The organism is Nocardioides sp. (assembly GCF_030150155.1).
Lineage (GTDB): Bacteria > Actinomycetota > Actinomycetes > Propionibacteriales > Nocardioidaceae > Nocardioides.
In genome coordinates this window covers 16512-39586 of the sequence record NZ_JASLGR010000032.1, presented here as the reverse complement: position 1 = coordinate 39586, position 23075 = coordinate 16512, and the positions used below count along the sequence as shown (strand labels likewise).

Here is a 23075-nt window from a genome sequence, read left to right as displayed (position 1 = left end):
CGGCTCAGGCGTCGAGCTCGGCCAGGGTGTCGCTCACCCAGTCCGCGATGAACGCGTTGATGTGCGGCATGTGGTCGAGGCCGACGTGCTCGGCCGCGCCCTCCTCCACGGTGAAGATCCGCAGCTCACGCTTCGGGCTGTTGACCGCCTGGTCGTAGGACTGGTGGGCGTAGTCCACGGAGATCTGCCGGTCGTTGGCGCCGTGGGCGATCAGGAACGGCACCGTGATCTTCTCGACCACGCCGTTGAGGTTGACCCCCTCGGCGTACTCGATGAAGGAGTCGACGTCGTCGAAGCCCCACACCCACAGGACGTGCTCCCAGTAGTGCGGCACCGGGTTCTCGCCCTCGCGCTGCTGCCGCTTCTTCTGCACCTCGCCCCAGTTGTGGTTCGCGCCCCAGACCGCGATGAAGGCGATCCGCTTCTCGAACGCCGCCGCGCGCGGCACGTAGTAGCCGCCCAGTGACCATCCGGCCAGGCCGATCTTGGCGTGGTCGACGTCGGAGCGGGTCTCGAGCCAGTCGATCTGGGCGCTCGCCCACTCCTCGGACTCGATCTGGGAGGTCAGGCCACCGAACCGCAGGGCCTCACCGGAGCCGGGGTTGTCGATCATCAGCACCGAGACACCGCGCTGGCGCATCTCCTGGGCCCACCCCGAGGTGTACATGTGCTCCTTGGTGGAGTCCAGGCCGTTCCACATGATCACGCACGGCACCGGCTCGCCGTCGGTCGAGGCGTTGGAGAAGTACGCCGGCAGCGTCGTGTCCTTGTAGGGGATCGCGACCCGGCTGGTGGCCGGGTCGGCGATCTCGAAGACCTTCTCGAAGGCGTCGAGCGCCTGCTGGTAGAACTCGCGTCGGGCCGGGTCGGAGTTGGACAGCATCCGCTCGGCCTGGCAGACGTAGAGCGCCGAGCGGTACCACTCCGCACCGGCGGTGCGCAGGTGGCCGGCGGCCTCGGAGGCACGCGCCTGGTCGGCGAGCTGGTCGGCGACGGCCTTCCACGAGGCCATGAAGAGCTTGGAACCCGAGTCGACGTCGGCGGCCTCCTGGGCCGGCCGGCAAGCCCGATCGACCTCGTCGATCAGACCACCGTTGTTGAGCGTCGCGTTGACGCCCAGGTTCCAGACGTACTTGGGACCGGAGAAGTACTCGAACATGTCCGCCACTGTGCCGTGGGTCACGTGGTCGGGGAACGGGGCACGTGATGATGGGTGGTATCCGCCTCGGGCACCCGAGCGGGCCGGTCCCGGCGTCGAGCGGGACGCACGTCCCGGGACGGTCCGGGATGCGGTTTCGGCGCCGTTAATTCTCACCGCTGGTCAGGGCCCGAGCCCCGACTTCGTCCTATCTTGCAGACTGTGCCAGAAAGAGTTGTACGGATCGCGAGCGACATCTCGGGCCTGACCCGGGAGAAGCTGGGCAGCGTGGCCGGGGTCGCCACCGCCACCCGGATGCTCGCCATCAACGCCTCCATCGAGGCGGCCCACGCCGGCCCCAGCGGGGCCGGCTTCGGTGTCGTGGCCAAGGAGATCAGGGCCGTCGCCGACGAGGTCGCCGCCCTCTCCGCGCAGCTCGACACCGAAATGGCGCCTCTCGTCGACGAACTCAAGAAGCTCGGCGACCTGCTGGTGATGCAGGTGCGCGGCACCCGGCTCTCCGACCTGGCCCTGCACGTGATCGAGCTGATCGACCGCAACCTCTACGAGCGCTCCTGCGACGTCCGCTGGTGGGCCACCGACGCGGCGGTGGTCGAGGCCTGTGCCGATCCCTCCCCTGAGCGGGTGGCACACGCCTGCGACCGGCTGGGCGTGATCCTGTCGTCGTACACGGTCTATCTGGACCTGTGGATCGCCGACGCCGACGGGCGGGTGGTCGCCCACGGCCGCCCCGACCGCTACGGCGGCGTGATCGGTCGCGACGTCTCCGGCGAGGAGTGGTTCACCCAGGCGCTCCAGACCCGGAACGGCGGGGAGTTCGCCGTCGTGGACGTCGCCCGCGTCCCGGCGCTGGGCGATGCCACCGTGGCGACGTACTCGACCGCCGTCCGCGCCGGTGCCGACGCGAACGGCGAGGTGATCGGCGCGCTCGGGATCTTCTTCGACTTCGCGCCCCAGGCGCACGCCATCGTCACCGGCGCCCACCTCGACCCCGAGGAGCGCTCTCGCACCCGGGTCCTCCTGGTGGACCGGCGGGGCACCGTCCTGGCCGCCTCCGACGACCGCGGCCAGCTCACGGAGCGGATCGACCTGGCACGCGGTGCCGGGGACAGGGCGGGCGTCTACCGGCTCGAGGACGGCACGATGGTCGGCTTCTCCCTGACCCCGGGCTACGAGACCTACGAGGGACTGGGGTGGTACGGCGTGATCACCCAGACTCCCCCTGCCTTCGACGAACGGTGACCTAGCCGCGCCGGACCGTCCCGGCGAGCGTTCCCAGACCCTCGACCACCATCGTCACCTCGTCGCCGGGCTCCAGCGGTGGCGGCACCATCTCCCCCGCCCGGCCCCAGAGCTCGGCGAGGCAGCCGCCGCCCCCGGTGGTGCCCGAGGCGAGCAGGTCGCCGGGCACCACCAGCGAGTCGCGGGAGGCGTAGGCGATCATCTGCGGGAAGGTCCAGCCCATGTTCGAGAGCAGGTCGCCGCCGACACGGTGGCCGTTGACGGAGACCGAGCACTCCAGCGAGAGGAACCCGTCGGCGTCGACGTACCCGGCGACCTCGTCGGCGGTGACGATCCAGGGCCCGATCGAGGTGGCGAAGTCCTTGCCCTTGGCCGGGCCCAGCCCGACCTGCATCTCGCGGGACTGGAGGTCGCGGGCCGACCAGTCGTTGACGATCGTGTAGCCGAAGATCGCCGCCTCGGCCTCGGCCACCGAGAGCGAGGAGCCGCCCGCACCGAGCACGACACCGACCTCGAGCTCGAAGTCGAGCCGCTGCGAGGACGCCGGCCGCGGCACCTCAACCCCGGGTCCGTAGAGCGCGTGCGGGTTGGTGAAGTAGAACGTCGGAGCGTCGTACCAGGCCTCGGGCACTCCCGGTGACCCCTCGATCGAGCGCCGGACGCCCTCCACGTGCGACTCGAAGGTGACGAAGTCACGGATCGCGGCGGGACGGTACGGCAGCTCCAGCCGTACGTCGGCCACCGGCACGCCCCGCCCGGTCTGCCCGGTCCCACCGGCCAGGGCCGCCGCCCCGCGCTCCAGGGCCGCAGGCAGCCCGGAGCGGATCAGGGTGTCGAGGTCGACGTCAGGGATCTCGTGGGCCAGGCCGGAGGCGGGGTCAAGGACCGCCGCGACGGTGCGGCCGGCGTGGGTGAGGGTGGCGAGACGCATGGTGTTCCTTTCACGCGCCGGACCCCGGCCCGTCACAGGGACGGACCGGGGTCGGGCAGGAGACCGTGGGGACGGTCATGGGGTGGGGCTCACTTCACGACCTTGATCGTGACGGTCGAGCTGGACGAACCGGCGACGGAGCCGTTGCCGGTGTAGACGGCACGGAGCTTGACCGCGCCGGCCTTGGTGAACCGCGGCAGGGTCACGGTGACCTTGCCGGCCGAGCTGGTGATCAGGGTGCCGGTGGCGATGACCTTGGATCCCTTGAGGATCTGGACCGTGCCGGTGGCCTTGACCTTGGCCGAGACGGTCACGGTGACCTTGGCCCGGGTGCCCTTGCGGACCTTCGCGGCAGCCTTGAGGGCGGTGGCGGAGGCGGCCTTGGCGACCGTGTAGGTGGTGCTGGCCGAGGTGCCGGCGACAGCGCTGCTGCCGGCGTAGGTGACCTTCACGGTGTGACGACCCGCGGCGATCGAGGCGGGCAGCGCGACCGTGGCCGCACCTGAGGCGTTCAGGGTGGCGGTGCCGGCGGAGGCACCGTCGACCGTGACCGCGACCGAGCCGACAGCGGCCTCGCCGTCGGCGTCGACGACCTTGACCTTCGCCACGCCGGCGGTGCCGGCGGTGGTGTTGGCGACCGAGACGGTGGCCTTCGAGGCGATCGCACCGTCGGCGACGCTGACCACGATCGGGGCCGAGGCGGTGCCGGTGATGGTCTGGCCGGCCAGCTGGGCCGGCGTGTAGGTCATCGAGCCCTGAGTGATGGTGACGGCCTTGCCGCCGACGCCGCGCAGGGTCGAGGTGGCGTCGACCGACAGGCTGGTCAGGTACGACGTCCCGGTGACGGTCCAGGTCGAGCCCTTGGTCAGGGACGCGATCACACCGGCGTTGACCGGCGCCTGGACGGTGTTGGTGACCATCCCGATGCGGTCGTAGTTGGCCTCGTTGACGGTGCCGGCGTGGACGGCCTTGGTGGAGCTGATCCGGCCCTTGACGGTGCTGTCGTTCAGGGTGACGACCAGGTTCTTCGCGGTGGTGACACCGTTGAAGAAGTCACCCTTGACCGAGGTTCCGGTCAGGTTGGCGTTGGTCCGGGCGGTGAGCGAGGCGTTGGCCAGGGAGGCGTCCGAGGCGGTCTGGGTGACCGACGTCGGGTCGTTGTAGGTGGCCGGCGGGAACGGGCCCGGGTCGTCCTGGTTCATCACCTGGACGACGACGCCGTTGTCGGTCGTCAGGGACGGGGCCTCGGCGGCGGTGCCGGTGACGTTGTACGTCGTGGTGCCGGTCTCCGACTTGTCCTCGAAGATCGCGTTGCCGGTGTGGACCACGGTGCCGCCGTCGACGTTGACGGTGTTGTCACCGGCCCAGGTCATGAAGCCGATCCGCTGGGAGGTCAGCTTCGGGCTGCGCTCCTTGAGGGCGGAGAGCTCGGCGGCGGTGAGGCCGAGCTTGCTGGTGGTGTTGACCCGGGCGACGTCGGTGGCGGTGGAGTCGCCGAAGTGGATCACGTTGGAGCCGTTGGCCGAGATGGACAGGTAGCTGACCACGTCGAAGTCGGTGCCGAGGTACTCGCCGGTGGCGCTGCCGATGGCGTACGTGCCGTAGCCCGACTTCGTCGTGGCGACGTGGGAGTTGATCGCGTTGAGCTCCACGCCGGAGCCCTTGTCGGTCGACAGCGCGCCCCAGTCGGCGGCGGTGATGCTGGTGTTGACGTAGGACGCCTTGGAGTCGTCGCCCATCAGCAGGGTGGCGCGGTTGGTTCCGGCCTGACCGAGCATCCAGGGCGAGGCGATCATGGTGTCGAAGTCGACGTTGGCGACGTAGTCGCTGGGCAGCGTGCCGCCGGCGACGTCGATCGTGGAGTTCTTCACCACGACGTTGGCGCCGGAGTCGGAGACGACACCGGTGCGCACCACGCCCTTGTTGGTGATCTTGGCGCCGTCGAGGGTGACGTTGGCCTTGTTCTCACCGACCACGGCGGCACCGTCGCCGACGAAGTCGTCGCGGCCGTTGCCGGTCAGACTGATGGTGGGCTGGTTGAGGGCGTAGGTGGCACCGTCGACCCAGACGCCGTTGAACGTCGAGCCGGTGGAGGTGACGGCGAACTTGTTCGCCTTGGTCGCTCCGGGGGTGCCGCCCAGCCAGCTGGCGGCGACCGAGCGCGAGTCGTCGACACCGTTCGCGTCGACGTACAGGGCCTGCCGGATCGGGAAGTTGATCTTCGAGCTGGCCTTGGTGTGCTGCGTGGTGACGCTCAGCACGACCCCGCCGTCGCCGCTGCCGACGTACGTGCCCGCCTGAAGCGTCCCGGCGATGTCGTTGATGCTCGACCAAGACTGGCCCTGCTCGACACCGTCGACGGTCAGGGTGACGTCGTAGCCCGCGGGGGCCTGGATCGCACCGCCGGAGGCGACCACGAGCTTGTCGAGGGTGGTCCGCGCCGAGACCGTGCAGGTCTCGCCGCTGGCGACGGTGAGCACACCGGCCGTGACGGTGCCACTGCCGGTGCAGCTGACCCTCGTCGTCGCGGCGGTGGCGCCGGCGACGGGCAGAACGCCCAGAGCGAGCCCGCCGAGTGCGCCGGCGACGGCCACGCGGGCGGTCGTCGACCAACGGATCGAGGTCCGGGTCCCTCCGAGAGGGGACCTGAGGGGGGAGAGAGGCATTGCGTGTGGCTCCTATCGATCGGTGCGGGCTGACCCGCTGCTACCGAACGACAGCCAAACGCCCGGCGAACTGTGACGGAAGTCACTCATCGGCATGGCTCCCATGCTCCGATTCGATGGGTACGCCGACCTCGGCCCCGATCTGGACGAGCAGGGCGCGCAGCCACCGATGCCCCGGGTCGTGGTCGCGGCGGGCGTGCCACCACAGCGCCTCGCGGAGCCGGACGGTGCCGAACGGCGGCGCCACCGTCGCCAGCCCGGCCAGGCCCGCGGTGGCGCGGGCCAGCCGTCCGGGCATGATCGCGACCAGCTCGGTGCCGCGCACCAGGAACGGCAGCGGCAGCCACCCGCGGGTGGTCACCCCGGCACCGTGCTCCAGGCCGAGCTCGGAGAGCTGCCGGTCGGCGGGGTTGAGGTGGTCGACGCCGAGCTCGGCCCGCGCCCAGGTCACCCGGGCGAGCTGGTCGACCTCGAGCCGGCCGTGGCGCAGCGCCCGGTGGCCGGGGTCCAGCACCAGCACGAAGTGGTCCTCGAAGAGGTCCACCGACTCGGCCTCCAGGCCGAGCCCGCGCGGGGCGATGAAGGCGTCGGCGTCCTGGAGCCCCTGCGGCCGGGCGATCAGGTCGGGCGGCAGCGGACGCCACTCGACCGCCACCCCGGGGGCCTCGTCGCGGAGCCGGCGGCGCAGCTCGGGGCCGAGCACGACCATCGCGTAGTCGGAGGCGCCGATCACGAACCGGCGCCGGCTCTGGGTCGGCCGGAAACGCTTCCCGAGGCCGAAGGCCTGCTCGATCATCGGCATGGTGTGCTGCACCTGCGGCAGCAGGGTGCGGGCCAACGGGGTGAGCTCCAGGTCGCGCCCGACCTTGATCAGCAGCTCGTCGCCGAACCGGCGGCGCAGCTTGCGCAGCGCGGCGCTCATCGCCGGCTGGCTCATCCCGATCCGCTCCCCCGCCCGGGTCACGTTGCCCTCCTCCAGCAGGGCCTGGAGGGCCACCAGCAGGTTGAGGTCGGTGCCCGCCAGACTCATCGGAACTCCTCAGCAGAACCCGTAGCGCGCAGGCCCCACGACGGCCTACGGTCTGCGCTGTGGCTGTAGACCTGCGCCGGATCGACCTCAACCTCCTGGTGGCCCTGGAGGCGGTCCTCGACGAGCAGAACCTCACCCGGGCGGCCGAGCGGATCGGCACCACGCAGCCCGCGATGAGCAGCACCCTGACCCGGTTGCGCCGGGTCACCGGGGACGAGCTGCTGATCCGGGTGGGTCGCGGCTTCGTGCTCTCGCCGGTCGCCGAGGAGCTGCTGCCCCTGGTGCACGAGGCCGTCGCGCAGGTACGCCGCACCCTGGAGGCCTCGCGCGCCTTCGACCCCGCCACGAGCACCCGACGGTTCCGGATCTCGACGTCGGACTATGCGATGTTCGTGATCGGTGCCGCCCTGGAGCAGCGGCTGACGGCGCTGGCACCGGGGGTCGAGGTCGACTTCGACACCATCCCCAGCGACGACCTGGGCCATCACCTGATGCGCCGCGACCTGATCATCGGCGGGGCGCGCCGCGGCATCCCCGGTCAGCGGATGACGGTCTTCCGCGACGAGTTCGTCTGCGTCGTGAGCGAGCACGGTCCGGTCACCTCCGAGAAGCTCTCCCTGCAGGAGATGGGCGATCTGCCCTACCTGTCGGCGTCGTTCGGCAGTGGCGTGCTCACCCCCGCCGACGACGCCCTGGCGATGGCGGGGGTGACGCCGCAGCGCCGGGTGCAGGCACCGGGCCTGCTGGCGATCCCGTTCCTGCTGTCCGGGACCGACCTGTTCGCCTTCGTCCCGGCCCGGATCGCCCAGCAGATGGGCCCCGAGCTGGGACTGCGTACGGTCACCACGCCCCTGCAGATGGCGCCGCTGGTCGAGGCGGCCCACTGGCACCCCCACACCGCCGACGAGGCCGGACTGGTCTGGCTGCTCGACGTGGTGCGGGAGGTGGGGGTGCAGGTGCGTGGCGAGGCCGCTACGGCGTGACCGGAGCGGCCGGGGCGCCCGGAGCGCCCGGGCGGGTCGCGTCGGCGATCCGCTTGTGCGTGACGTGGGCCGACATGCCACCGTCGATCACCAGCTCGGCGCCGTTGTAGTACGACGAGTCGTCGGAGACCAGGAAGACGATGGTCGGGGCGATGTCGGCGGGCACACCCTGGCGGCCGAGCGGGATCTCCGCCAGTGCCGCCTCGCTGAACGCCGGTGAGGCGTTGGCCATCATCGGGGTGTCGACCAGCCCTGGCATCACGGCGTTGACCCTGATCCCGCGGGTGGTGCCCAGCTCCAGGGAGGCCGAGCGGGTCAGGCCTCGCAGCGCCCACTTGCTCGACGTGTACGCCGACGCGGCATGGCCCGAGATGCCGGCGATGGAACAGATGTTCACGATCGAGGATCCGGCCGGCATCAGCGGCACCAGTGCCTGGATGCCGAGCATCGGACCGGTGACGTTGATCGCGAAGACCGTGTTCCACGCCTCCAGCGAGATCTCCGGCAGCCGCTCCCGGGCCGCGACGCCGGCGTTGTTCACCAGCGCGTCGACCCGGCCGAACTCGGTCTGGACCCAGTCGGCCAGCTCGGTCCAGCCCGCGGCGTCGGTGACGTCGAGGTGACGCTGGACGATCCGTCCGGCCAGCCCCGCGGGCACCGCCTCGAACTCGAGCACGTCGGTGGCGATCACGGTGGCACCCTCGGCCGCCAGGGCGACGGCCTCGGCCGCACCCTGGCCCCGGGCAGCGCCCGTGACGACCACGATCTTGTCCTGCACGCGCATCGGCGTACCCCCTCGTCTGCCCGCGCTCAGACCGGCGGAGCGACGAAGAGACCGCGGTCGACGTCGTTGAACGACGCCTGCGCGATGATCTCGCTCATCGGGTCGGCGGTGCCCCACACGTCCTGCGTCATCGGGTCGTCGACGTCGTAGATGCTCGGGTGCCACTCGTCGGTGGTGAGCCGCTGCAGCTCGGTGGTCATCTCCATCGTGTTCCCCGACGGGTCGAGGAAGTAGGTGAAGGTGTTGTTGCCGGCGTTGTGCCGGCCCGGGCCCCAGATCTTGCGGATCCCGGCGCGCATCACCCGACCGGTTCCGCGCATGTACTCGTCCAGACCACGCATCTCGAAGGAGACGTGGTGCACCGAGGCGTGCGGGCCGCGGGCGATCGCCAGGGAGTGGTGCCAGTCATTGCAGCGCATGAAGTGCATCAGCTCGCCCATGTGCTCGCTGGCCAGGGTGTCGGTGAGCTTGAAGCCGAGCGCCGTGGCGTAGAAGTCGCGGGTGCGGCCCGGGTCCTCGGAGTTGATCACCGCGTGCGAGATCCGGACCGGGATGGCCTCGCCCTCCTCGATCTCGCGGTAGGACTTGGTCTCCACGTCGGAGCTGATCTCGACGGTGCGGCCGTCGATGTCGAAGAACCGGAAGCCGTAGCCGCCACCGGCGGTCTGCAGCGTGCCGGGCTCGCTGATCAGCTGGACGCCCTCGGTGCCGAGCTTGGCGGCGAGGGCGTCGACCGCCTCGGCCGAAGCCGCGCCGAAGGCGATCAGGTCGAGGCGCTTCTCGGCGGCCTTGCGCAGCCGGACCGAGTACTGCTCCGGGGAGCCGGCGGTGCCCAGGTAGGACAGGTCGCCGTCGGTGCCGATCTCGTCGAGGCCCCACAGGTCGAGGTAGAACTCGCGCTGGGTGTCGTAGTCGGGCACCGCCAGGTCGACGTGGCGCAGGTGGGTGATGCCGTGCTCGTTGAGGTGACTCATGGTGTTTCTCCTGTCGCGGGGCGGTGCTCAGCCGAGGACCGACGCGCCGCCGTCGATGATGATGTTGGTGCCGCTGATCCACGACGACTCGTCGCTGGCCAGGAAGATCGCGGCGTTGACGATGTCGTCGGGCTGTCCGTGGCGCCCCAGCGGGATGCGGTCCAGGACGACGTCCTTCATCCGCTGCGGCGGGTCGGCCAGCAGCGGTGCGGTGTTCGGGGTCTCGGTCATGCCGGGGCTGATCGTGTTGGCGCGGATGCCGTGCGGGCCGCCCTCGACGACGAGCTGGAGGGTGAGGGAGATGACCCCGCCCTTGGCGGTGCTGTGTGCGTTCTGGGCCATGAACTCGACGCCGCGGATCGCGGCGATCGAGCCGACGTTGATGATCGAGCCGCCGCCGTGCTCCTTGAGGTGCGGCCACGCGGCCTTGACCGTGTAGAAGACCAGGTCGAGCTCGTTGCGCATGGTGAAGTCCCAGTCCTCGATCGAGAGCTTCTCGATCGGGGCGAACCGCTGGGTGGAGGCGTTGTTGTAGAGCACGTCGATGCCGCCGTACGTCGCCACCGCAGCGTCCACCCAGGCCCGGGCCGCCTCGGCGTCGCCCAGGTCGACCCCGCCCATGACGGTGATCTCGCCGCCCTCGGCGCGGACCAGCGCTTCGGTGGCCGCAGCGCCCTCGGCGTTGAAGTCGCAGCCGACGACGCGGGCGCCCTCGGCGGCGAAGCGGCGGGCCGCGGCCACGCCCATCCCGCCGCCGACGCCGGTGATCAGGGCGATCTTGCCGGCCAGGCGACCGGTGGTGGTGCTCATGCGTGTGCTCCTGCGGGTTCGGGGGTGGTGCGGTCGAGCAGCTCGATCAGGTTGCCCTCGGGGTCGGCCACGTAGGCCATCCGGACCCCGGGCTCGGGCGAGGGACGCGGGCTCATCCGGTCACTGGCACCGAGGCCGATCAGGTGCTCGTAGGTGGCGTCGACGCCGACCACGTCGAGGGCGAAGTGCCCGTAGCCGTGGGTGAGCGCCGCCTCGACCGGGTTGCCGGCCTGGAGACCGCGCACCCCCTCGGGGCGGTGCAGCAGCTCGATCCCCCAGCCGTCGGCCGAGCGCAGCACGGTGCCGGCGAAGTCGACGTGGTCGAGCCGGAACTCGAACTCGACGTGGAGGTCGAACGCGGCGGCGTACCACTCGATCATGGCCGGCAGGTCGGCGACGGTGAGGCCGACGTGGTCGAACCTCAGCGTCGCCATCAGGCCACCACCATCGTGCGGACGTTGGTGAACTCGCGCACACCCTCGGCCGACAGCTCGCGGCCGTAGCCGGACCGGCCGACCCCGCCGAACGGGATCCGCGGGTCGGAGGCGACCATCGCGTTGACGAAGAGCGCACCGGAGCGGATTTGGCGACCCACCTCCAGGGCGTGCTCGGTGGCGCCCCAGACCGAGGCACCGAGGCCGAAGGTGGTGTCGTTGGCGAGCTCGATGGCGTGGGCGTCGTCGCGGGCGCGGGCGATCGCCGCGACCGGGCCGAAGGTCTCCTCGACGAAGGCGGTCATCCCCGGGGTGACGTGGTCGAGCACGGTCGGCTCGATCCAGGAGCCGGGGGCGTCGATCGCGGCACCGCCGGTGACGAGCTGGGCGCCCTCGGCGACCGAGGCCTCGATCTGGCGCAGGATCTGAGCCCGGAGATCGTCGCGCGCCATCGGGCCGATCGTGGTGGCGGGGTCGGTCGGGTCGCCGAGCCGCAGCAGGGCGACGCCTTCGAGGAAGCGGGTGACGAACTCGTCGGCGATCGACTCGTGCACGATGAACCGCTTGGCGCAGACACAGCTCTGGCCGGTGTTGTTGAACCGGGCCTTGACCGCGGTGGTCGCGGCCGCGGCGACGTCGGCGTCGGCCAGCACCACGAACGGGTCGGAGCCGCCGAGCTCGAGCACCGACTTCTTGATCTGGGCGGCGGCGGTCGACGCCAGCGCGGCACCGGCCCGCTCGGAGCCGGTGAGCGTGACCGCGGCGATCCGGTCGTCCTCGACGATCCGGCGCGAGACCTCCGCGACGTCCTCGGCGGCGACCACGACGCTGCGGAACAGCCCGGCGGGGGCGCCGTGCGCGGCCGCGGCATCGGCGAAGAGCTGCTCGATCGCCAGTGCGGAGCCGGTCACGTCGGGACTGTGCTTGAGCAGGGCGGTGTCACCGGCGGCCAGGGCGGCCGAGGCGAACCGGAGCACCTGCCAGAACGGGAAGTTCCACGGCATCACGGCGAAGACGACACCGAGCGGCTCGTACGACAGCCACGAGCGCGAGGCGCCTGAGACGATCTCGTGGTCGGCCAGCCAGCCCGGGGCGAGGTCGGCGACGACCTCGCAGTTCCAGGCGCACTTGTCGACCTCGCCGAGCGCCTCGCAGATCGGCTTGCCCATCTCGGCGGTGATCAGGGCAGCGAACTCCGTACGACGCTCGGTGATCAGCCCACCGACGGTGCGCAGCAGCGCCAGCCGGTCGGCCAGGGGCGTGCGGGACCAGAGCGCGAAGGCCGCATGGGTCTGCGCGATCGCGGCCTCGATGCCGGCCTCGTCGTGGGACGGGTAGGTCGCCAGCACCTCGCCGGTGGCGGGGTTGCGGGTCACCACCGGGGCGGGGGTGGTCATGCAGATTCCTCCTCACGCGTACGACGACGCGCTGGTGCCACCGGCGCGACGCTCTCGCCGGGCGCGGTGACGGTGTTGGTGATGGTGCCGATCCGGGCGATGGACATCTCGACGACGTCGCCGACCTGGAGCGGCGGTGGCAGCAGCGTGCCGGTGCGGCCCCAGGACTCCGCCAGGGACCCCGAAGCGCAGGTGCCCGAGCCGAAGACCTCGCCGGCCTTGACCCACGACGCCCGCGAGGCGTGCGAGACGAGCTGCTCGAAGGACCAGCCCATGTGACCGGAGCGGTCGGCGCCGACTTCGACGCCGTTGACCTTGACGGTCATCTCCAGGTCGAGCACGCCCTCGGGGTCGCGGAACGCCTCCAGCTCGTCGGCGGTGACGATCCACGGACCGATCGTGGTGGCGAAGTCCTTGCCCTTGGAGGGGCCGAGCTTGAGCTTCATCTCCCGGCCCTGGACGTCGCGCGCCGACCAGTCGTTCATGACGCAGTAGCCGCCGATCGCCTCCCGGGCCTGCTCCGGGGTCACGTTGCGCACGTCGCGGCACATCACCGCGGCGATCTCGAGCTCGAAGTCGAAGCGCTGCGTGTCCGGGGGCAGCGCGATGTCGTCGTACGGACCGGTGACGGCGTGCGGTGCCATGAAGAGAAAGACCGGGGCCTCGTACCACTCCGCCGGTGCACCCGGGCCACCGTGACCGCGCTCCATGCCGTCCACATGGGCCTCGAAGGTGAGGAAGTCACGCATCGCGGTGGGGTACACCGGTGGGAGCAGCACGACGTCGGACGCCTGCAGGCCGTCGGACTGAGCCGCCAGGTCGGCCGCCGCCTCGCGCTCGGCGAGCGGGGCGGCCAGCAGGGCGATCATGTCGGTGCCCTCGGCGAACGGGTGCAGCCACCACCGGGAGCGGTCACCGACCACCAGCCCGACGTGCCGGGTGCCGTCGGGCTCGTCGGGACGGCGGAAAGCTGCGAGCCTCATCGGACGGTCAGCCGATCGTCTCGTAGAACGCACGCTCGCGGGTGGCGAGCGCGGGGATGGCCTGGCCCGCGCCGTAGGTCGCGAAGTGCTCCGAGGCCCAGTGCGCCTGCGCGGCGGCCTCGTCGTCGTAGACCTCGAAGAGGCGGAAGATGCTGGGCTCGGCCGGGTCCTGGAACGCCTGGTAGTACTGGTTGCCCTCCTCGGCACGCGAGAGCGGGCCGAGCTTGGTGATGGCGTCGAGGACGACGTCCTCCTGGCCGGGCTGAGCGGTCCAGGTGGCGGTGACGACGTACGGCATGAAGGTTCTCCTGAGGGTGGGGAAAGGGGGGAGGGGGTGGACTTTCACGCTAGGGCGAGAGTCCGCGGCGGCGGAACGCATCAGGTGCGATGCCAGGCATCAGCACGGCACTGCGTACGGAGCTAGTCCTTGCCGCCGAGCTTGCGTCGACCGAGGTACGTCGACAGGCCGACCGCGACCAGCAGGGCGGCGCCGTTGAAGACGTTGGTCGCCCAGCCGGAGGCGCCCATCAGGGTCAGGCCGCTGACCGCGACGGAGACGAAGATGGCGCTGATCACGGTGCCGATCACGTTGAAGAAGCCGGGCGTGATCGCGGTGGCGCCGAGGAAGACGGCGGCCAGGGCCGGGAAGAGCAGCGCTCCCCCGTCGACGGCCGTGGCGCTGCCCTGGCGACCGAGCTGCATGATGCCGGCCGCACCGGCGATCAGGGCCGAGGTGACGAAGGCCGTCCACACGTTGCGGTCCACCGGGACGCCGACCAGGCGGGCGCTGGTGGCGTTGGAGCCGATCGCGTAGAGCGAGCGGCCGTGCGGCGTGTGGCGGAAGTAGTACCAGACACCGGCGGCGACGATCAGCACGACGAAGAAGACCGCCGGCAGGCTGAACCAGCGGGCCGAGCCGAACGAGATCAGGGCGGAGTCGCCGTTGAGCACGAAGGTGCGGCCCTCGCAGTACCAGATCGTGATGCCCGACAGCAGCGTGGACATGCCCAGGGTGGTGACGAACGGGCTCATCTTGAACTTCGTCACGAACAGGCCGTTGAGCAGCCCGATCACGAGCGAGACCAGCAGCGGGATCACGATCGCCAGCCACAGCGGCATGTTCGACTTCATCTGGAGCCCGGCGCACAGCACCGAGGAGAAGACCGCCGTCGACCCCAGCGAGAAGTCGAAGAAGCCGCTGACCAGCGGGAAGAGCGCGGCCAGGGCGAGCAGCAGCACGACCGAGTTGTTGCCCAGCACCACGTTGGCGTTGTTCACCGTGGGGAAGGCGACGTGCGAGGACGGGGCCACCGAGAAGAAGACGATCACGGCGAGCGTGATCACGACCAGGGCGTAGCTCTCCAGGAAGCGGAGCACGTCGCCGGCGGCGAAGCGCTTCGTGGTGGAGCTCGCGGGGGCGAGCGAGGTGTCGGTCATGACGGAGACCCTTCCGTGGTCATCGAGGGGGTGGTGGCGGTCAGGACGAACGCGGAAAGCTCGTCGACACTGACCTCGGCCGCGGCGACCTCGTGCGTGAGGCGGCCCTCGCCCAGGACGAGGATCCGGTCGCACAGGGCGTGCAGCTCGCTGAGGTCGCTGGAGGCGATCAGGACGCAGGCACCGTTGTCGGCGGCCGCCTCCCGGATCACCCCGTAGATGTCGGCGCGCGACATCACGTCGACGCCCTGGGTGGGCTCGTCGAGCAGGATCAGACGCGGGTCGCGCTGCATCCAGCGGGCCAGCACGACCTTCTGCTGGTTGCCGCCCGACATCGAGGAGAAGAGCGCGTCGGGTCCGGCGACCTTGACGCCGAACTTCGCGATCAGTCGCTCGGCGTTGGCCCGCGACTCGCTGCGCCGCATCCAGCCGCGGCGGCGGAGCCGGTCGAGCACGCTCATCGCGATGTTCTCGTCGGTGGTGAGGTCGGCGAAGGCCGCCTCGTGGCCACGGTCCTCGGGAACCAGGGCGACGCCGGCCTCCATCGCCGCGCCGATCGAGCGCGGGGCGTAGGGCTCGCCGCCCAGCAGCATCTGGCCGCGCTCGGGACGACGGTCGCCGAACACCACCGAGAGCAGGGTGGAACGGCCCGATCCGGCCAGACCGGCGATGCCGACGATCTCGCCCTTGTGCACGGTCAGGTCGACGGCGTCGACGGGGCCGGCACCGATGCCGCGCATCTCCAGCACCGGCTCGGTGGTGGCGTGGCTGATCGAGCCGGTCGGGCGCAGCGCGGCGACGGCACGGCCGGCCATGATCGAGATGATCTCGTCCTCGGTCGGGGTGGCGTCGACCAACTCGCCGACGACCTTCCCGTCGCGGAAGACGGTGAAGTCCTGGGCGACCGAGAGCACCTCGGCCATCCGGTGGCTGACGATGATGAAGGTCTGGCCCAGGTCGGCGCGACGGCGGACGTGGCCGAGCAGCTCCTCGGACTCCTTCTTGCCCAGCGATGCGGTCGGCTCGTCGAGTACGACGACGCACTCACCGGACTCGTCGTCCTGGAGCGCCCGGGCGATCGCGACCAGGGTCCGGTCGGCCGGACGCAGCTGGTTGACCGGGGTCTGCGGGGTGCCCTCGATGCCGTAGGCCTCCAGCAGTCGGGCGACCTTGGCCCGCAGGGTGCGCCAGTCGATGCCGCCGGTGCGGGTGCGCGGGTAGCCGGCGTCGAGGCCGAAGTTCTCCTCGATGCTGAGGTCGTCGAAGAGCCCCAGGTCCTGGTGGACGAAGCGGAGGCCGGCGCGCTCGGCGGTGGCCGGCAGGTAGCCGTCGAGGTCGTAGCGCTCGCCGCGGACCTCGAGGTCGCCGGAGTCGGAGGGGTAGACCCCGGCAAGGATCTTGATGGTGGTGCTCTTGCCCGACCCGTTGCCGCCCAGCAGGGCGTGCACGGTGCCGCGGCGGACGGTCAGTGAGGCGTCCTTGAGCACATGGACGGTGCCGAAGCTCTTGTTGAGCCCGGTCAGCCGCAGTGCGACGTCGTCAGCCCCGTGAGGCCGGCCAGCGGCCGAGGAGGTCTCCCCGGCCGCTGCCTGGTGTGATGCGGAGGACACGATCAGGCCTTGCCCCACGAGGTGAGCAGCGCCTTCTTCCAGTCCACGGTGCCGTCGTACGGCCCCGAGGTCGGAAGGTTGTGGGTGGCGTCGACGACCTGGATCTGGTCACCGATCTCGATCGGGTCCTGACCCGCGAGGACGCGGATCGCGGTGTCGATCGAGCCCCACGCGCCCCAGGTCTGGGCCTGGGTGGCGGCGCCCAGCGTGAGGCCGCTCTTGGTGCCGCTGCGGAGCAGGTCCATCACCGAGTTGTCGGTCTGGCCCGCGACCACGATGGTCAGGTTCTTTGCCCCCGAGGACACGATCGCCTGGTAGAGACCCGAGGTGAGCCAGCCACCGACGGGGACCTCGAGGACGTTGACGTCGGGGTTGGCCAGCAGCGCGGTGGTGACCTTCTGGGTGAAGGAGCCGTCAGCGGTCTCGGGGTCGGCGATGTCGATGTTCTTGACGATCGTGGCGCCGAGCTTCTTCGCCTCGGCGTTGAAGCCGTTGGTGATCCACGGACCCCAGGAGTTGGTGGAGGCGGTCAGGGTGATCGCCTTCATCGAGCCGTTGGTCTGGCCGTAGGCCCAGTCGGCACCCAGGGTGCCGAAGCTGCCCCACATCTTCTCCGAGTCGTAGCCGTCCATCCACAGACGCTCCGAGGCCCACAGCTTCGGGGTGCAGTCGTCGGGACCGCCCACACCGACGACGGTGATGCCGGCGGCCTTGGCCTCCTTGAAGGCGGCCTGGGCGGCCATGCAGTCGAAGCCGACCGGGACGATCACGTTGGCGCCGCCGGCGATGGCCTGGCGGATCGCGGCGGAGAAGCCGTCGGGGCTGAGCTTGCCGTCGGCCATGTGGGCCGACCAGCCGGCGGCCTTGGCCGCGTCCATCATCGCCGCGGTCGGGGCCGAGCAGCTGGAGACCGACTCACCGCAGGAGATGACGTAGAAGTTCACGCCCGACTTCGGCGTCACCGCCGGGACGGAGGCGAGGTCGGAGCCGAGGCCCTTGTACGCCGCGTCCAGCGCGGTCTGCGCCTCCGGGCTGATCGTCGAGGCCGACGACGGCGTGCTGCCGCCGGAGGCACCGGACGAGTCCGAGCTGCCGCACCCGACGAGCGCCGAGCCGGTCAGGGCGATGACGGCACCGAACGCCGCGATCTTCCCGATCCGACGGCCGGAGTGCTGGCGGGTGAACTGCTCCGAGCGACTCTCTGCGCTGAGATCCTGGCTCATTTCTGCTCCTTCGTGAACGGACGGCCCTTGCAGCCGCTTCGCATCCGAGATCGTGTGACTGTCGTCACGCCGGGATGCTGTCGCATCCGCTGAAGGGAGGGCAAAGAACCTGTATGGATGCCTGCCATTCGTCTGCACAGGGGTCGACGGCGGCGATGGTTGGCATCACACCGGCATGGGTTCCGCCATCGCGCCCCGACCGCTTACCTGTGAGGCAAGACACACAAGGAGGCCTTATGTCCGAGTCCCGCATCAGCCGGGTCCTCATCGTCGGCGGCGGTATCACCGGCGGCGTTCTCTCACTCGCTCTCGCCCAGCGCGGGGTCGCGGTCGTGCTCGTCGAGCAGCGCGACACCCTGCGCGGCGCCGGTCACGGGATCACCGTGCAGGGCAACGCCCTCAAGGCGTTCGCCTCGGTGGGGGTCTACGACCAGCTCGCGGAGAAGGCCTACCCGTTCAACAAGCTGCGCCTGCGCCAGGCCGACGGCGACCTGATCGTGGAGATCCCCACGCCCCCGATGGGTGGCGCCGACCTGCCCGCGACGATGGGTGCGGTCCGCTCCGACATCGCCGACGTGCTCGCCGACGCGGTGGTCGCGGCGGGTGTCGACGTACGGCTGAGCACGACGATCGACGCCTTCGACGACCACGGCGACGGGGTCACCGTCACCCTCTCCGACGGCACCACCGAGACCGTCGACCTGCTCGTCGGCGCCGACGGGATCCGCTCCAAGGTGCGCTCGATGATGGGCATCACCACCGAGCCGTACCCGGTCGGGATGGGCATCTGGCGCACCGTCGCCCGGCGCACGCCCGGGATGGACTGCTCGGAGATGTACTACGGCGGCCCGAAGTACAAGGCCGGCTACACCCCGATCTCCGACGAGCTCTGCTACGCCTTCCTGCTCGAGGAGAACCTCGACCGGTCGATGGTCGGCGAGGGCCCGCGCGGCCGCGAGTTCAAGGAGCACGGCGCCGGCTACGGCGGCACCTGGGGCGAGGTCCGCGACAGCCTGGCCGACGACGCGATGGTCAACTACCAGTGGATCGAGGCGATCTGCGTCGACGAGCCCTGGTTCCGGGGCCGCACGATCATCATCGGCGACGCCGCGCACGCCTGCCCGCCGCTGATCGCCCAGGGCGCCGCGATGTGCTCCGAGGACGCCGTCATCCTGGCCGAGATGCTGACCTCGGGTGACGAGATCGACGCCGCACTGCCGGCCTTCATGGAGCGCCGCTACCCCCGCGTGAAGATGGTCCTGGACAACTCCCTCAAGCTGGCCGACTGGGAGATCAACCCCGGCACCGACCCCGACGAGAACCCGGGCAAGCTGATGGGCGACACCCTCAACGCACTGGTGGAGCCGGCATGAGCGACCAGCCGACCACCGCCCTGCCGCACTTCGACGGCACCCTCCTGATCGATGGCGACCCCGGCTTCGCCGACGCCGTGGTCGACCGGGTCTTCAACCGCCGCCTGCCCGCCGACCGCCGTCCCGCGGCGGTGCTCAAGGTCGCCTCGGAGGCCGACGTCGTCGCCGGTGTCAGGCTCGCCCGGCAGCGCGGCTGGACGGTCGCGGTCCGCTCCGGCGGTCACTCCTGGGCACAGTGGTCGGTCCGCGCCGACGCGCTGGTGATCGACCTCGGCGCGCTCAAGGAGATCTCCTACGACCCCGCGACGGAGATCGTCTCGGCCTCCCCCGCCGTCCAGGGCGGCTCCGAGCTCGGGCCGTACCTCTCCGAGCGCGGCCGGTTCTTCGTCGGCGGGCACTGCCCCACCGTCGGGATCGGCGGCTTCCTGCTCCAGGGCGGCCAGGGCTGGAACGCCCGCGGCTGGGGCTGGGCCGCGGAGTACGTCGAGGCGATCGACGTGGTCACCGCCGCCGGTGAGCTGGTCCGCGCCGACGCCACCCAGAACTCCGACCTGTACTGGGCCGCCCGCGGTGCCGGGCCGGGCTTCTTCGGCGTGGTCACCCGTTTCCACCTGCGGACCCTGCCCGAGCCGGCGTACCTCGGACACACCGCGCAGGTCTTCACCATCGACGAGTACGACGAGGTGATGACCTGGCTCCAGGGCATCCACGCCGAGATCGCCGACACCGTCGAGATCGTCGCGCTGACCAAGGTCGACCCCGCCTTCGGCCCCGACCCGGTGCTGATGGTGACCGGTCTGGCACTGGTCGACGACGCCGAGCAGGCCGACGCTGCGCTGGCGCCGTTCCGGGACAACCCGGCGCTGCCGCGGGCGCTGGCGTTCAAGGACGCCCAGCCGACCACGATCACCGAGCAGCGTGCCCGCCAGCTCGAGGACAACCCGGAGGGCCACCGCTGGGTGGTCGACAACGCCTGGCTGGCGGGTACGCCGGCCGAGGTGGTGCCCGCCGCGAAGGCGGCGTACACGACGCTTCCGACGCCGAAGGCGTTCACCATCTGGTTCTCGATGGCACCGCTGCGGGCGCTGCCCGAGATGGCGTTCTCGGTGCAGTCCGAGATCTACCTGGCCGCCTACGTGGTCTGGGAGGACCCGGCCGAGGACGAACAGAACCGGGCCTGGCTCGAGGGCGCGATGGCCGACCTCCAGCCGGTCACCGTCGGCCAGTACCTCGGCGACGGCGACCTGTCCCGGCGCCAGGTCCGCTTCCTCTCCGACGAGGCCTGGGAGCGGCTGCAGCAGATCCGGGCCGAACGTGACCCCGACGGCATGTTCGTCGGCTACCACGCCGGACCCGACGGCGCCGCCAACGCCAACCACTGGCAGTAGACAGCACCAGCACACGGCCCGGCCTGACAGCGTCAGGCCGGGCCGTGGTGCACCCGGTGTGCTCAGCGCACCTCGGCGGCCGCCGCCTCGAGCCTGCCGAAGATCCAGCGGTACGCCGGATCGGCGAGGCGATGCTCGGAGAACCAGTACCCCTCGGCGAGCAGCACCTCCCCGAAGGGCGGCTCCACCATCGTCAGCGGGCCGTCTCCCTGCGCGTGCAGGGCGGCCAGCTTCTCAGGCACGACCGCGTACATGTCGGTGCCCTCGATCACGAACGGCAACGGCAGGAAGCCGAACACCTGGAGGACCGGACGATGCTCGATGTTGACCTCGCCGAAGACCCGGTCGACCGGCGTCTGGATCCCGGTGCCGAAGGACCCGGCGGCGTACGGCAGCGACCGCAGGTCGTCCAGGGTCAGGGCGCCGTCGCGCAGCCGCGGGTTGCGCCGGTCCACCAGGACCACCATCCGGTCGGTCCACAGCGGGCGGGAGACGCCCGGGAAGCCGGTCCGCATCGGCGCCAGCACGACGTCGTGGTCGACCAGGACGCGCTCGGACAGGTGCGCCCCGGCCTCCAGGTTGTCGATCGTGAGGCGGACGCCGGGCGCCTCGGCCTCGACCATCCTGACCAGCGGCTCGTGGATCGCCGAGAGCGCGTAGTCGCTCATCGCCAGCCGGAACGTGCGATGGCTGATGCTCGGCTCGAACTCGTCCTCCAGGTCCAGCGCGACGCCGACCAGGCGGACCGCGTTCTGTGCCTCCGGCAGCAGGTCGCGGGCGAACGGGGTCAGCTCGTACTCCCGGCCCGAGCGGACCAGCAGCTCGTCGTCGAACCGGCGACGCAGCCGCGCCAGGGCCGCGCTCATCGCCGGCTGACTGAGCCGGAGCCGCTGTCCGGCACGGGTCACGTTGCCCTCTTCCAGCAGCACCTTGAGCGGCAGCAGCAGGTTGAGATCGGTTCCTCCGAGGGCCATCACGCCCCTCCCTCCACAGTCCGGTCAGCGGGACCGGCGGCGACTAGAATCGCATGATCATGGTGACACGAGAGCACGGGGCACGCGAACGGCTGCGCGAGGTCGACGCGAACCTCCTCTTCTCCCTCCACGCCCTGTTGGAGGAGCGGAATCTGACCCGTGCCGGCGAGCGCCTGCTGACCAGCCAGCCGGCGATGAGCGGCGCCCTGACCCGGCTGCGCAAGCACTTCGACGACGAGCTGCTGGTGCGTTCCGGTCGCGGCTTCGAGCTGACCGAGACCGCCGAGCGACTGCGCCCGATCGTGACCGCCGCGGTCGAGGCGGCCGAGGCGCTGCTGGGCAACCAGCGCACCTTCGACCCGGCGACCAGCGCGAAGCTGTTCAACGTCTCGATGTCGGAGTACGCGATGACGGTCCTGGCCGAGCCGCTCACCCGGATCCTCACCGAGCAGGCCCCGGGCTGCTCGATCAACCTGGAGCCGTTGGAGCTGCACCACGACCAGGTCGAGGCCCAGCTGATGCGCCGCGACCTGGTGATCGCGCCCCTGGGGTTCCAGTTCCCCGGCCGCGCGCAGCCGATCTCGACGGACCATCTCGTGTGCGTCGTACGACGTGACCACCCGCGTCTGGAGGACGGGGCGCTCAGCACCGAGGCGCTCCAGGAGATGCCGCACGCGGTGGCCGAGTTCACCGCCGCGGGCAGCACCCGGCGGCCGCTGGAGGTGGCGCTGGAGCAGGCCGGGGTGACCGACCGCAACGTCCTGGTCCGGGTGCGCAGCCTGCTCACCCTGCCGTTCGCGGTGGCCGGGACGAACATGTGCGCGTTCGTGCCCTCGCGGCTGGCGCGGCGCTGCGCCGACGTGCTCGACCTGGTCGTGGCGACCACCCCGCTGGCCCCGGTCGAGATCACCGAGGCCGCGCACTGGCACCCGCGTCGGGAGAGCGACCCGGCCGTGATCTGGCTGCGCCAGCTGCTGTACGACGTCGCCGTGACGGTGGAGGACCAGCGCTGATCGGTGATGCCAGTGATCGCTCCTGGCGATGCCGCACACCCTTGCCGCCAGGGCGCTGATCGGGCTGACTGGGGAGGCACTCCCTCCCCCGAAAGCCTCCCCCGAAAGTCAGGCATGAACACCACCTCCTCCTCCGTTCCCCGTCGCGTCGTCACCGGCCACACCGCCGAGGGCGTCTCCGTCGTCGTCGCCGACGGCCCGGTCCCGGTCAGCCGGCACCTGCCCGACGACGGCGTCCGGTTCCACGAGATCTGGAACACCGAGGGGGCACCGGCGCGGATCGTCGCGGTGGAGGCCGACGAGCCGACCCAGCGCACGCTGGCGGTGCCGCCGCCGGCGCTGGGCACCAAGATCCGGATCAACGAGTTCGAGCCCGGCCACCTCGACGAGCGTGGCCTGCAGTCGCCGGTGCACCGCACCGCGTCGATCGACTACGGCATCGTGCTGGAGGGGGAGATCACCCTGATCCTGGACGACTCCGAGGTCACCCTGGGCGCCGGCGACATCGTCGTCCAGCGCGGCACCGACCACGCCTGGGCCAACCGCGGCGACGTCACCGCGAAGGTCGTCTTCGTGCTGGTCGACGGCGAGTTCGACCCGGCCCTGGCCGCGACGCTGCCCGGCGGTCTGGACGGTCTGATGCACGGCGGTCCGCGGGACTGAG

21 protein-coding genes are annotated in these 23075 nt (G+C 70.9%); 6 read left to right on the top strand and 15 right to left on the bottom strand.

The features are described from left to right. Window positions 1-4 precede the first annotated feature (4 nt). On the bottom strand, window positions 5-1159 hold the full coding sequence (locus Q1V88_RS09965; protein ID WP_300680964.1) for an alpha/beta hydrolase: 1155 nt from the start codon (window positions 1157-1159) through the stop codon (window positions 5-7). Window positions 1160-1360: 201 nt separating this feature from the next. On the opposite strand from Q1V88_RS09965, the gene Q1V88_RS09960 reads away from it, so the two are divergent. Then, window positions 1361-2401 (top strand): methyl-accepting chemotaxis protein, encoded by a 1041-nt coding sequence (locus Q1V88_RS09960; RefSeq protein ID WP_300680962.1) that lies wholly within the window; start codon window positions 1361-1363, stop codon window positions 2399-2401. A 1-nt stretch (window position 2402) separates the two neighbouring features. Here Q1V88_RS09960 and Q1V88_RS09955 read toward each other — a convergent pair whose 3' ends face one another. The 3 genes from Q1V88_RS09955 to Q1V88_RS09945 all read right to left on the bottom strand — a co-directional run bounded on the left by Q1V88_RS09955 (window position 2403) and on the right by Q1V88_RS09945 (window position 7028). Beyond that, window positions 2403-3332 carry a fumarylacetoacetate hydrolase family protein gene (locus tag Q1V88_RS09955; protein ID WP_300680960.1) on the bottom strand — a complete coding sequence of 310 codons (930 nt, stop codon included), beginning with the start codon at window positions 3330-3332 and terminating at the stop codon, window positions 2403-2405. 89 nt (window positions 3333-3421) lie between these two features. After that, the gene (locus Q1V88_RS09950) at window positions 3422-5926 is read right to left on the bottom strand and encodes an Ig-like domain-containing protein (protein ID WP_300680958.1); all 2505 of its coding nucleotides are present in this window, start codon (window positions 5924-5926) and stop codon (window positions 3422-3424) included. A gap of 154 nt (window positions 5927-6080) precedes the next feature. After that, on the bottom strand, window positions 6081-7028 hold the full coding sequence (locus Q1V88_RS09945; protein ID WP_300680956.1) for a LysR family transcriptional regulator: 948 nt from the start codon (window positions 7026-7028) through the stop codon (window positions 6081-6083). Between the two features lie 59 nt (window positions 7029-7087). Here Q1V88_RS09945 and Q1V88_RS09940 point away from each other — a divergent pair, with 59 nt between their 5' ends. Then, window positions 7088-8011 (top strand): LysR family transcriptional regulator, encoded by a 924-nt coding sequence (locus Q1V88_RS09940; RefSeq protein ID WP_300680954.1) that lies wholly within the window; start codon window positions 7088-7090, stop codon window positions 8009-8011. On the opposite strand, the gene Q1V88_RS09935 is transcribed toward Q1V88_RS09940, so the two are convergent. From Q1V88_RS09935 to Q1V88_RS09890, 10 genes are all read right to left on the bottom strand, one after another. Next, window positions 8001-8795 carry an SDR family oxidoreductase gene (locus tag Q1V88_RS09935; protein ID WP_300680952.1) on the bottom strand — a complete coding sequence of 265 codons (795 nt, stop codon included), beginning with the start codon at window positions 8793-8795 and terminating at the stop codon, window positions 8001-8003. The two genes, Q1V88_RS09940 and Q1V88_RS09935, sit on opposite strands and share 11 nt — an antisense overlap. 26 nt (window positions 8796-8821) lie before the next feature. Next, window positions 8822-9769: a VOC family protein gene (locus Q1V88_RS09930; RefSeq protein WP_300680950.1), complete on the bottom strand. Its 948-nt coding sequence runs from the start codon at window positions 9767-9769 to the stop codon at window positions 8822-8824. Between the two features lie 27 nt (window positions 9770-9796). Then, entirely contained in the window at window positions 9797-10579 is a 783-nt protein-coding gene (locus Q1V88_RS09925) for an SDR family oxidoreductase (protein WP_300680948.1), read from the bottom strand. After that, entirely contained in the window at window positions 10576-11013 is a 438-nt protein-coding gene (locus Q1V88_RS09920) for a VOC family protein (RefSeq protein ID WP_300680946.1), read from the bottom strand. The genes Q1V88_RS09925 and Q1V88_RS09920 overlap by 4 nt, the downstream gene beginning before the upstream one ends. Further along, window positions 11013-12410, bottom strand: a complete 1398-nt coding sequence (locus Q1V88_RS09915; RefSeq protein ID WP_300680944.1) for an aldehyde dehydrogenase family protein — start codon at window positions 12408-12410, stop codon at window positions 11013-11015. Before Q1V88_RS09915 ends, Q1V88_RS09920 begins: the two co-directional genes overlap by 1 nt. Further along, entirely contained in the window at window positions 12407-13393 is a 987-nt protein-coding gene (locus tag Q1V88_RS09910; protein WP_300680942.1) for a fumarylacetoacetate hydrolase family protein, read from the bottom strand. Before Q1V88_RS09910 ends, Q1V88_RS09915 begins: the two co-directional genes overlap by 4 nt. A 7-nt stretch (window positions 13394-13400) precedes the next feature. Continuing rightward, the gene (locus tag Q1V88_RS09905) at window positions 13401-13691 is read right to left on the bottom strand and encodes a putative quinol monooxygenase (RefSeq protein WP_300680940.1); all 291 of its coding nucleotides are present in this window, start codon (window positions 13689-13691) and stop codon (window positions 13401-13403) included. Between the two features lie 122 nt (window positions 13692-13813). Further along, on the bottom strand, window positions 13814-14830 hold the full coding sequence (locus tag Q1V88_RS09900; protein ID WP_300680938.1) for an ABC transporter permease: 1017 nt from the start codon (window positions 14828-14830) through the stop codon (window positions 13814-13816). After that, a complete protein-coding gene (locus Q1V88_RS09895; protein ID WP_300680936.1) occupies window positions 14827-16440 on the bottom strand; it encodes a sugar ABC transporter ATP-binding protein in 1614 nt (537 codons plus the stop codon). The genes Q1V88_RS09900 and Q1V88_RS09895 overlap by 4 nt, the downstream gene beginning before the upstream one ends. A 2-nt stretch (window positions 16441-16442) precedes the next feature. After that, the gene (locus Q1V88_RS09890) at window positions 16443-17663 is read right to left on the bottom strand and encodes a substrate-binding domain-containing protein (RefSeq protein WP_300680935.1); all 1221 of its coding nucleotides are present in this window, start codon (window positions 17661-17663) and stop codon (window positions 16443-16445) included. A 236-nt stretch (window positions 17664-17899) separates the two neighbouring features. Between Q1V88_RS09890 and Q1V88_RS09885 the strand changes: the two genes are divergently transcribed. Next, window positions 17900-19036 (top strand): FAD-dependent monooxygenase, encoded by a 1137-nt coding sequence (locus Q1V88_RS09885; RefSeq protein WP_300680933.1) that lies wholly within the window; start codon window positions 17900-17902, stop codon window positions 19034-19036. Next, window positions 19033-20424: an FAD-binding oxidoreductase gene (locus Q1V88_RS09880; RefSeq protein WP_300680931.1), complete on the top strand. Its 1392-nt coding sequence runs from the start codon at window positions 19033-19035 to the stop codon at window positions 20422-20424. Before Q1V88_RS09885 ends, Q1V88_RS09880 begins: the two co-directional genes overlap by 4 nt. Before the next feature lie 62 nt (window positions 20425-20486). Here the strand turns inward: Q1V88_RS09880 and Q1V88_RS09875 are convergent, their stop codons facing one another. Continuing rightward, window positions 20487-21398: a LysR family transcriptional regulator gene (locus Q1V88_RS09875; RefSeq protein ID WP_300680929.1), complete on the bottom strand. Its 912-nt coding sequence runs from the start codon at window positions 21396-21398 to the stop codon at window positions 20487-20489. Between the two features lie 59 nt (window positions 21399-21457). Between Q1V88_RS09875 and Q1V88_RS09870 the strand changes: the two genes are divergently transcribed. Together Q1V88_RS09870 and Q1V88_RS09865 are read left to right on the top strand one after the other, a co-directional pair. Then, a complete protein-coding gene (locus Q1V88_RS09870) occupies window positions 21458-22411 on the top strand; it encodes a LysR family transcriptional regulator (RefSeq protein WP_300680928.1) in 954 nt (317 codons plus the stop codon). Between the two features lie 114 nt (window positions 22412-22525). Beyond that, a complete protein-coding gene (locus Q1V88_RS09865) occupies window positions 22526-23074 on the top strand; it encodes a cupin domain-containing protein (protein WP_300680926.1) in 549 nt (182 codons plus the stop codon). Window position 23075 lies beyond the last annotated feature (1 nt).

Coding starts and splice junctions, on each gene's coding strand:
- Q1V88_RS09965 (WP_300680964.1), bottom strand. CDS start 1,159: ATGTTCGAGTACTTCTCCGGTCCCAAGTACGTCTGGAACCTGGGCGTC.
- Q1V88_RS09955 (WP_300680960.1), bottom strand. CDS start 3,332: ATGCGTCTCGCCACCCTCACCCACGCCGGCCGCACCGTCGCGGCGGTC.
- Q1V88_RS09945 (WP_300680956.1), bottom strand. CDS start 7,028: ATGAGTCTGGCGGGCACCGACCTCAACCTGCTGGTGGCCCTCCAGGCC.
- Q1V88_RS09935 (WP_300680952.1), bottom strand. CDS start 8,795: ATGCGCGTGCAGGACAAGATCGTGGTCGTCACGGGCGCTGCCCGGGGC.
- Q1V88_RS09930 (WP_300680950.1), bottom strand. CDS start 9,769: ATGAGTCACCTCAACGAGCACGGCATCACCCACCTGCGCCACGTCGAC.
- Q1V88_RS09925 (WP_300680948.1), bottom strand. CDS start 10,579: ATGAGCACCACCACCGGTCGCCTGGCCGGCAAGATCGCCCTGATCACC.
- Q1V88_RS09920 (WP_300680946.1), bottom strand. CDS start 11,013: ATGGCGACGCTGAGGTTCGACCACGTCGGCCTCACCGTCGCCGACCTG.
- Q1V88_RS09915 (WP_300680944.1), bottom strand. CDS start 12,410: ATGACCACCCCCGCCCCGGTGGTGACCCGCAACCCCGCCACCGGCGAG.
- Q1V88_RS09910 (WP_300680942.1), bottom strand. CDS start 13,393: ATGAGGCTCGCAGCTTTCCGCCGTCCCGACGAGCCCGACGGCACCCGG.
- Q1V88_RS09905 (WP_300680940.1), bottom strand. CDS start 13,691: ATGCCGTACGTCGTCACCGCCACCTGGACCGCTCAGCCCGGCCAGGAG.
- Q1V88_RS09900 (WP_300680938.1), bottom strand. CDS start 14,830: ATGACCGACACCTCGCTCGCCCCCGCGAGCTCCACCACGAAGCGCTTC.
- Q1V88_RS09890 (WP_300680935.1), bottom strand. CDS start 17,663: ATGAGCCAGGATCTCAGCGCAGAGAGTCGCTCGGAGCAGTTCACCCGC.
- Q1V88_RS09885 (WP_300680933.1), top strand. CDS start 17,900: ATGTCCGAGTCCCGCATCAGCCGGGTCCTCATCGTCGGCGGCGGTATC.
- Q1V88_RS09880 (WP_300680931.1), top strand. CDS start 19,033: ATGAGCGACCAGCCGACCACCGCCCTGCCGCACTTCGACGGCACCCTC.
- Q1V88_RS09875 (WP_300680929.1), bottom strand. CDS start 21,398: ATGGCCCTCGGAGGAACCGATCTCAACCTGCTGCTGCCGCTCAAGGTG.
- Q1V88_RS09870 (WP_300680928.1), top strand. CDS start 21,458: ATGGTGACACGAGAGCACGGGGCACGCGAACGGCTGCGCGAGGTCGAC.
- Q1V88_RS09865 (WP_300680926.1), top strand. CDS start 22,526: ATGAACACCACCTCCTCCTCCGTTCCCCGTCGCGTCGTCACCGGCCAC.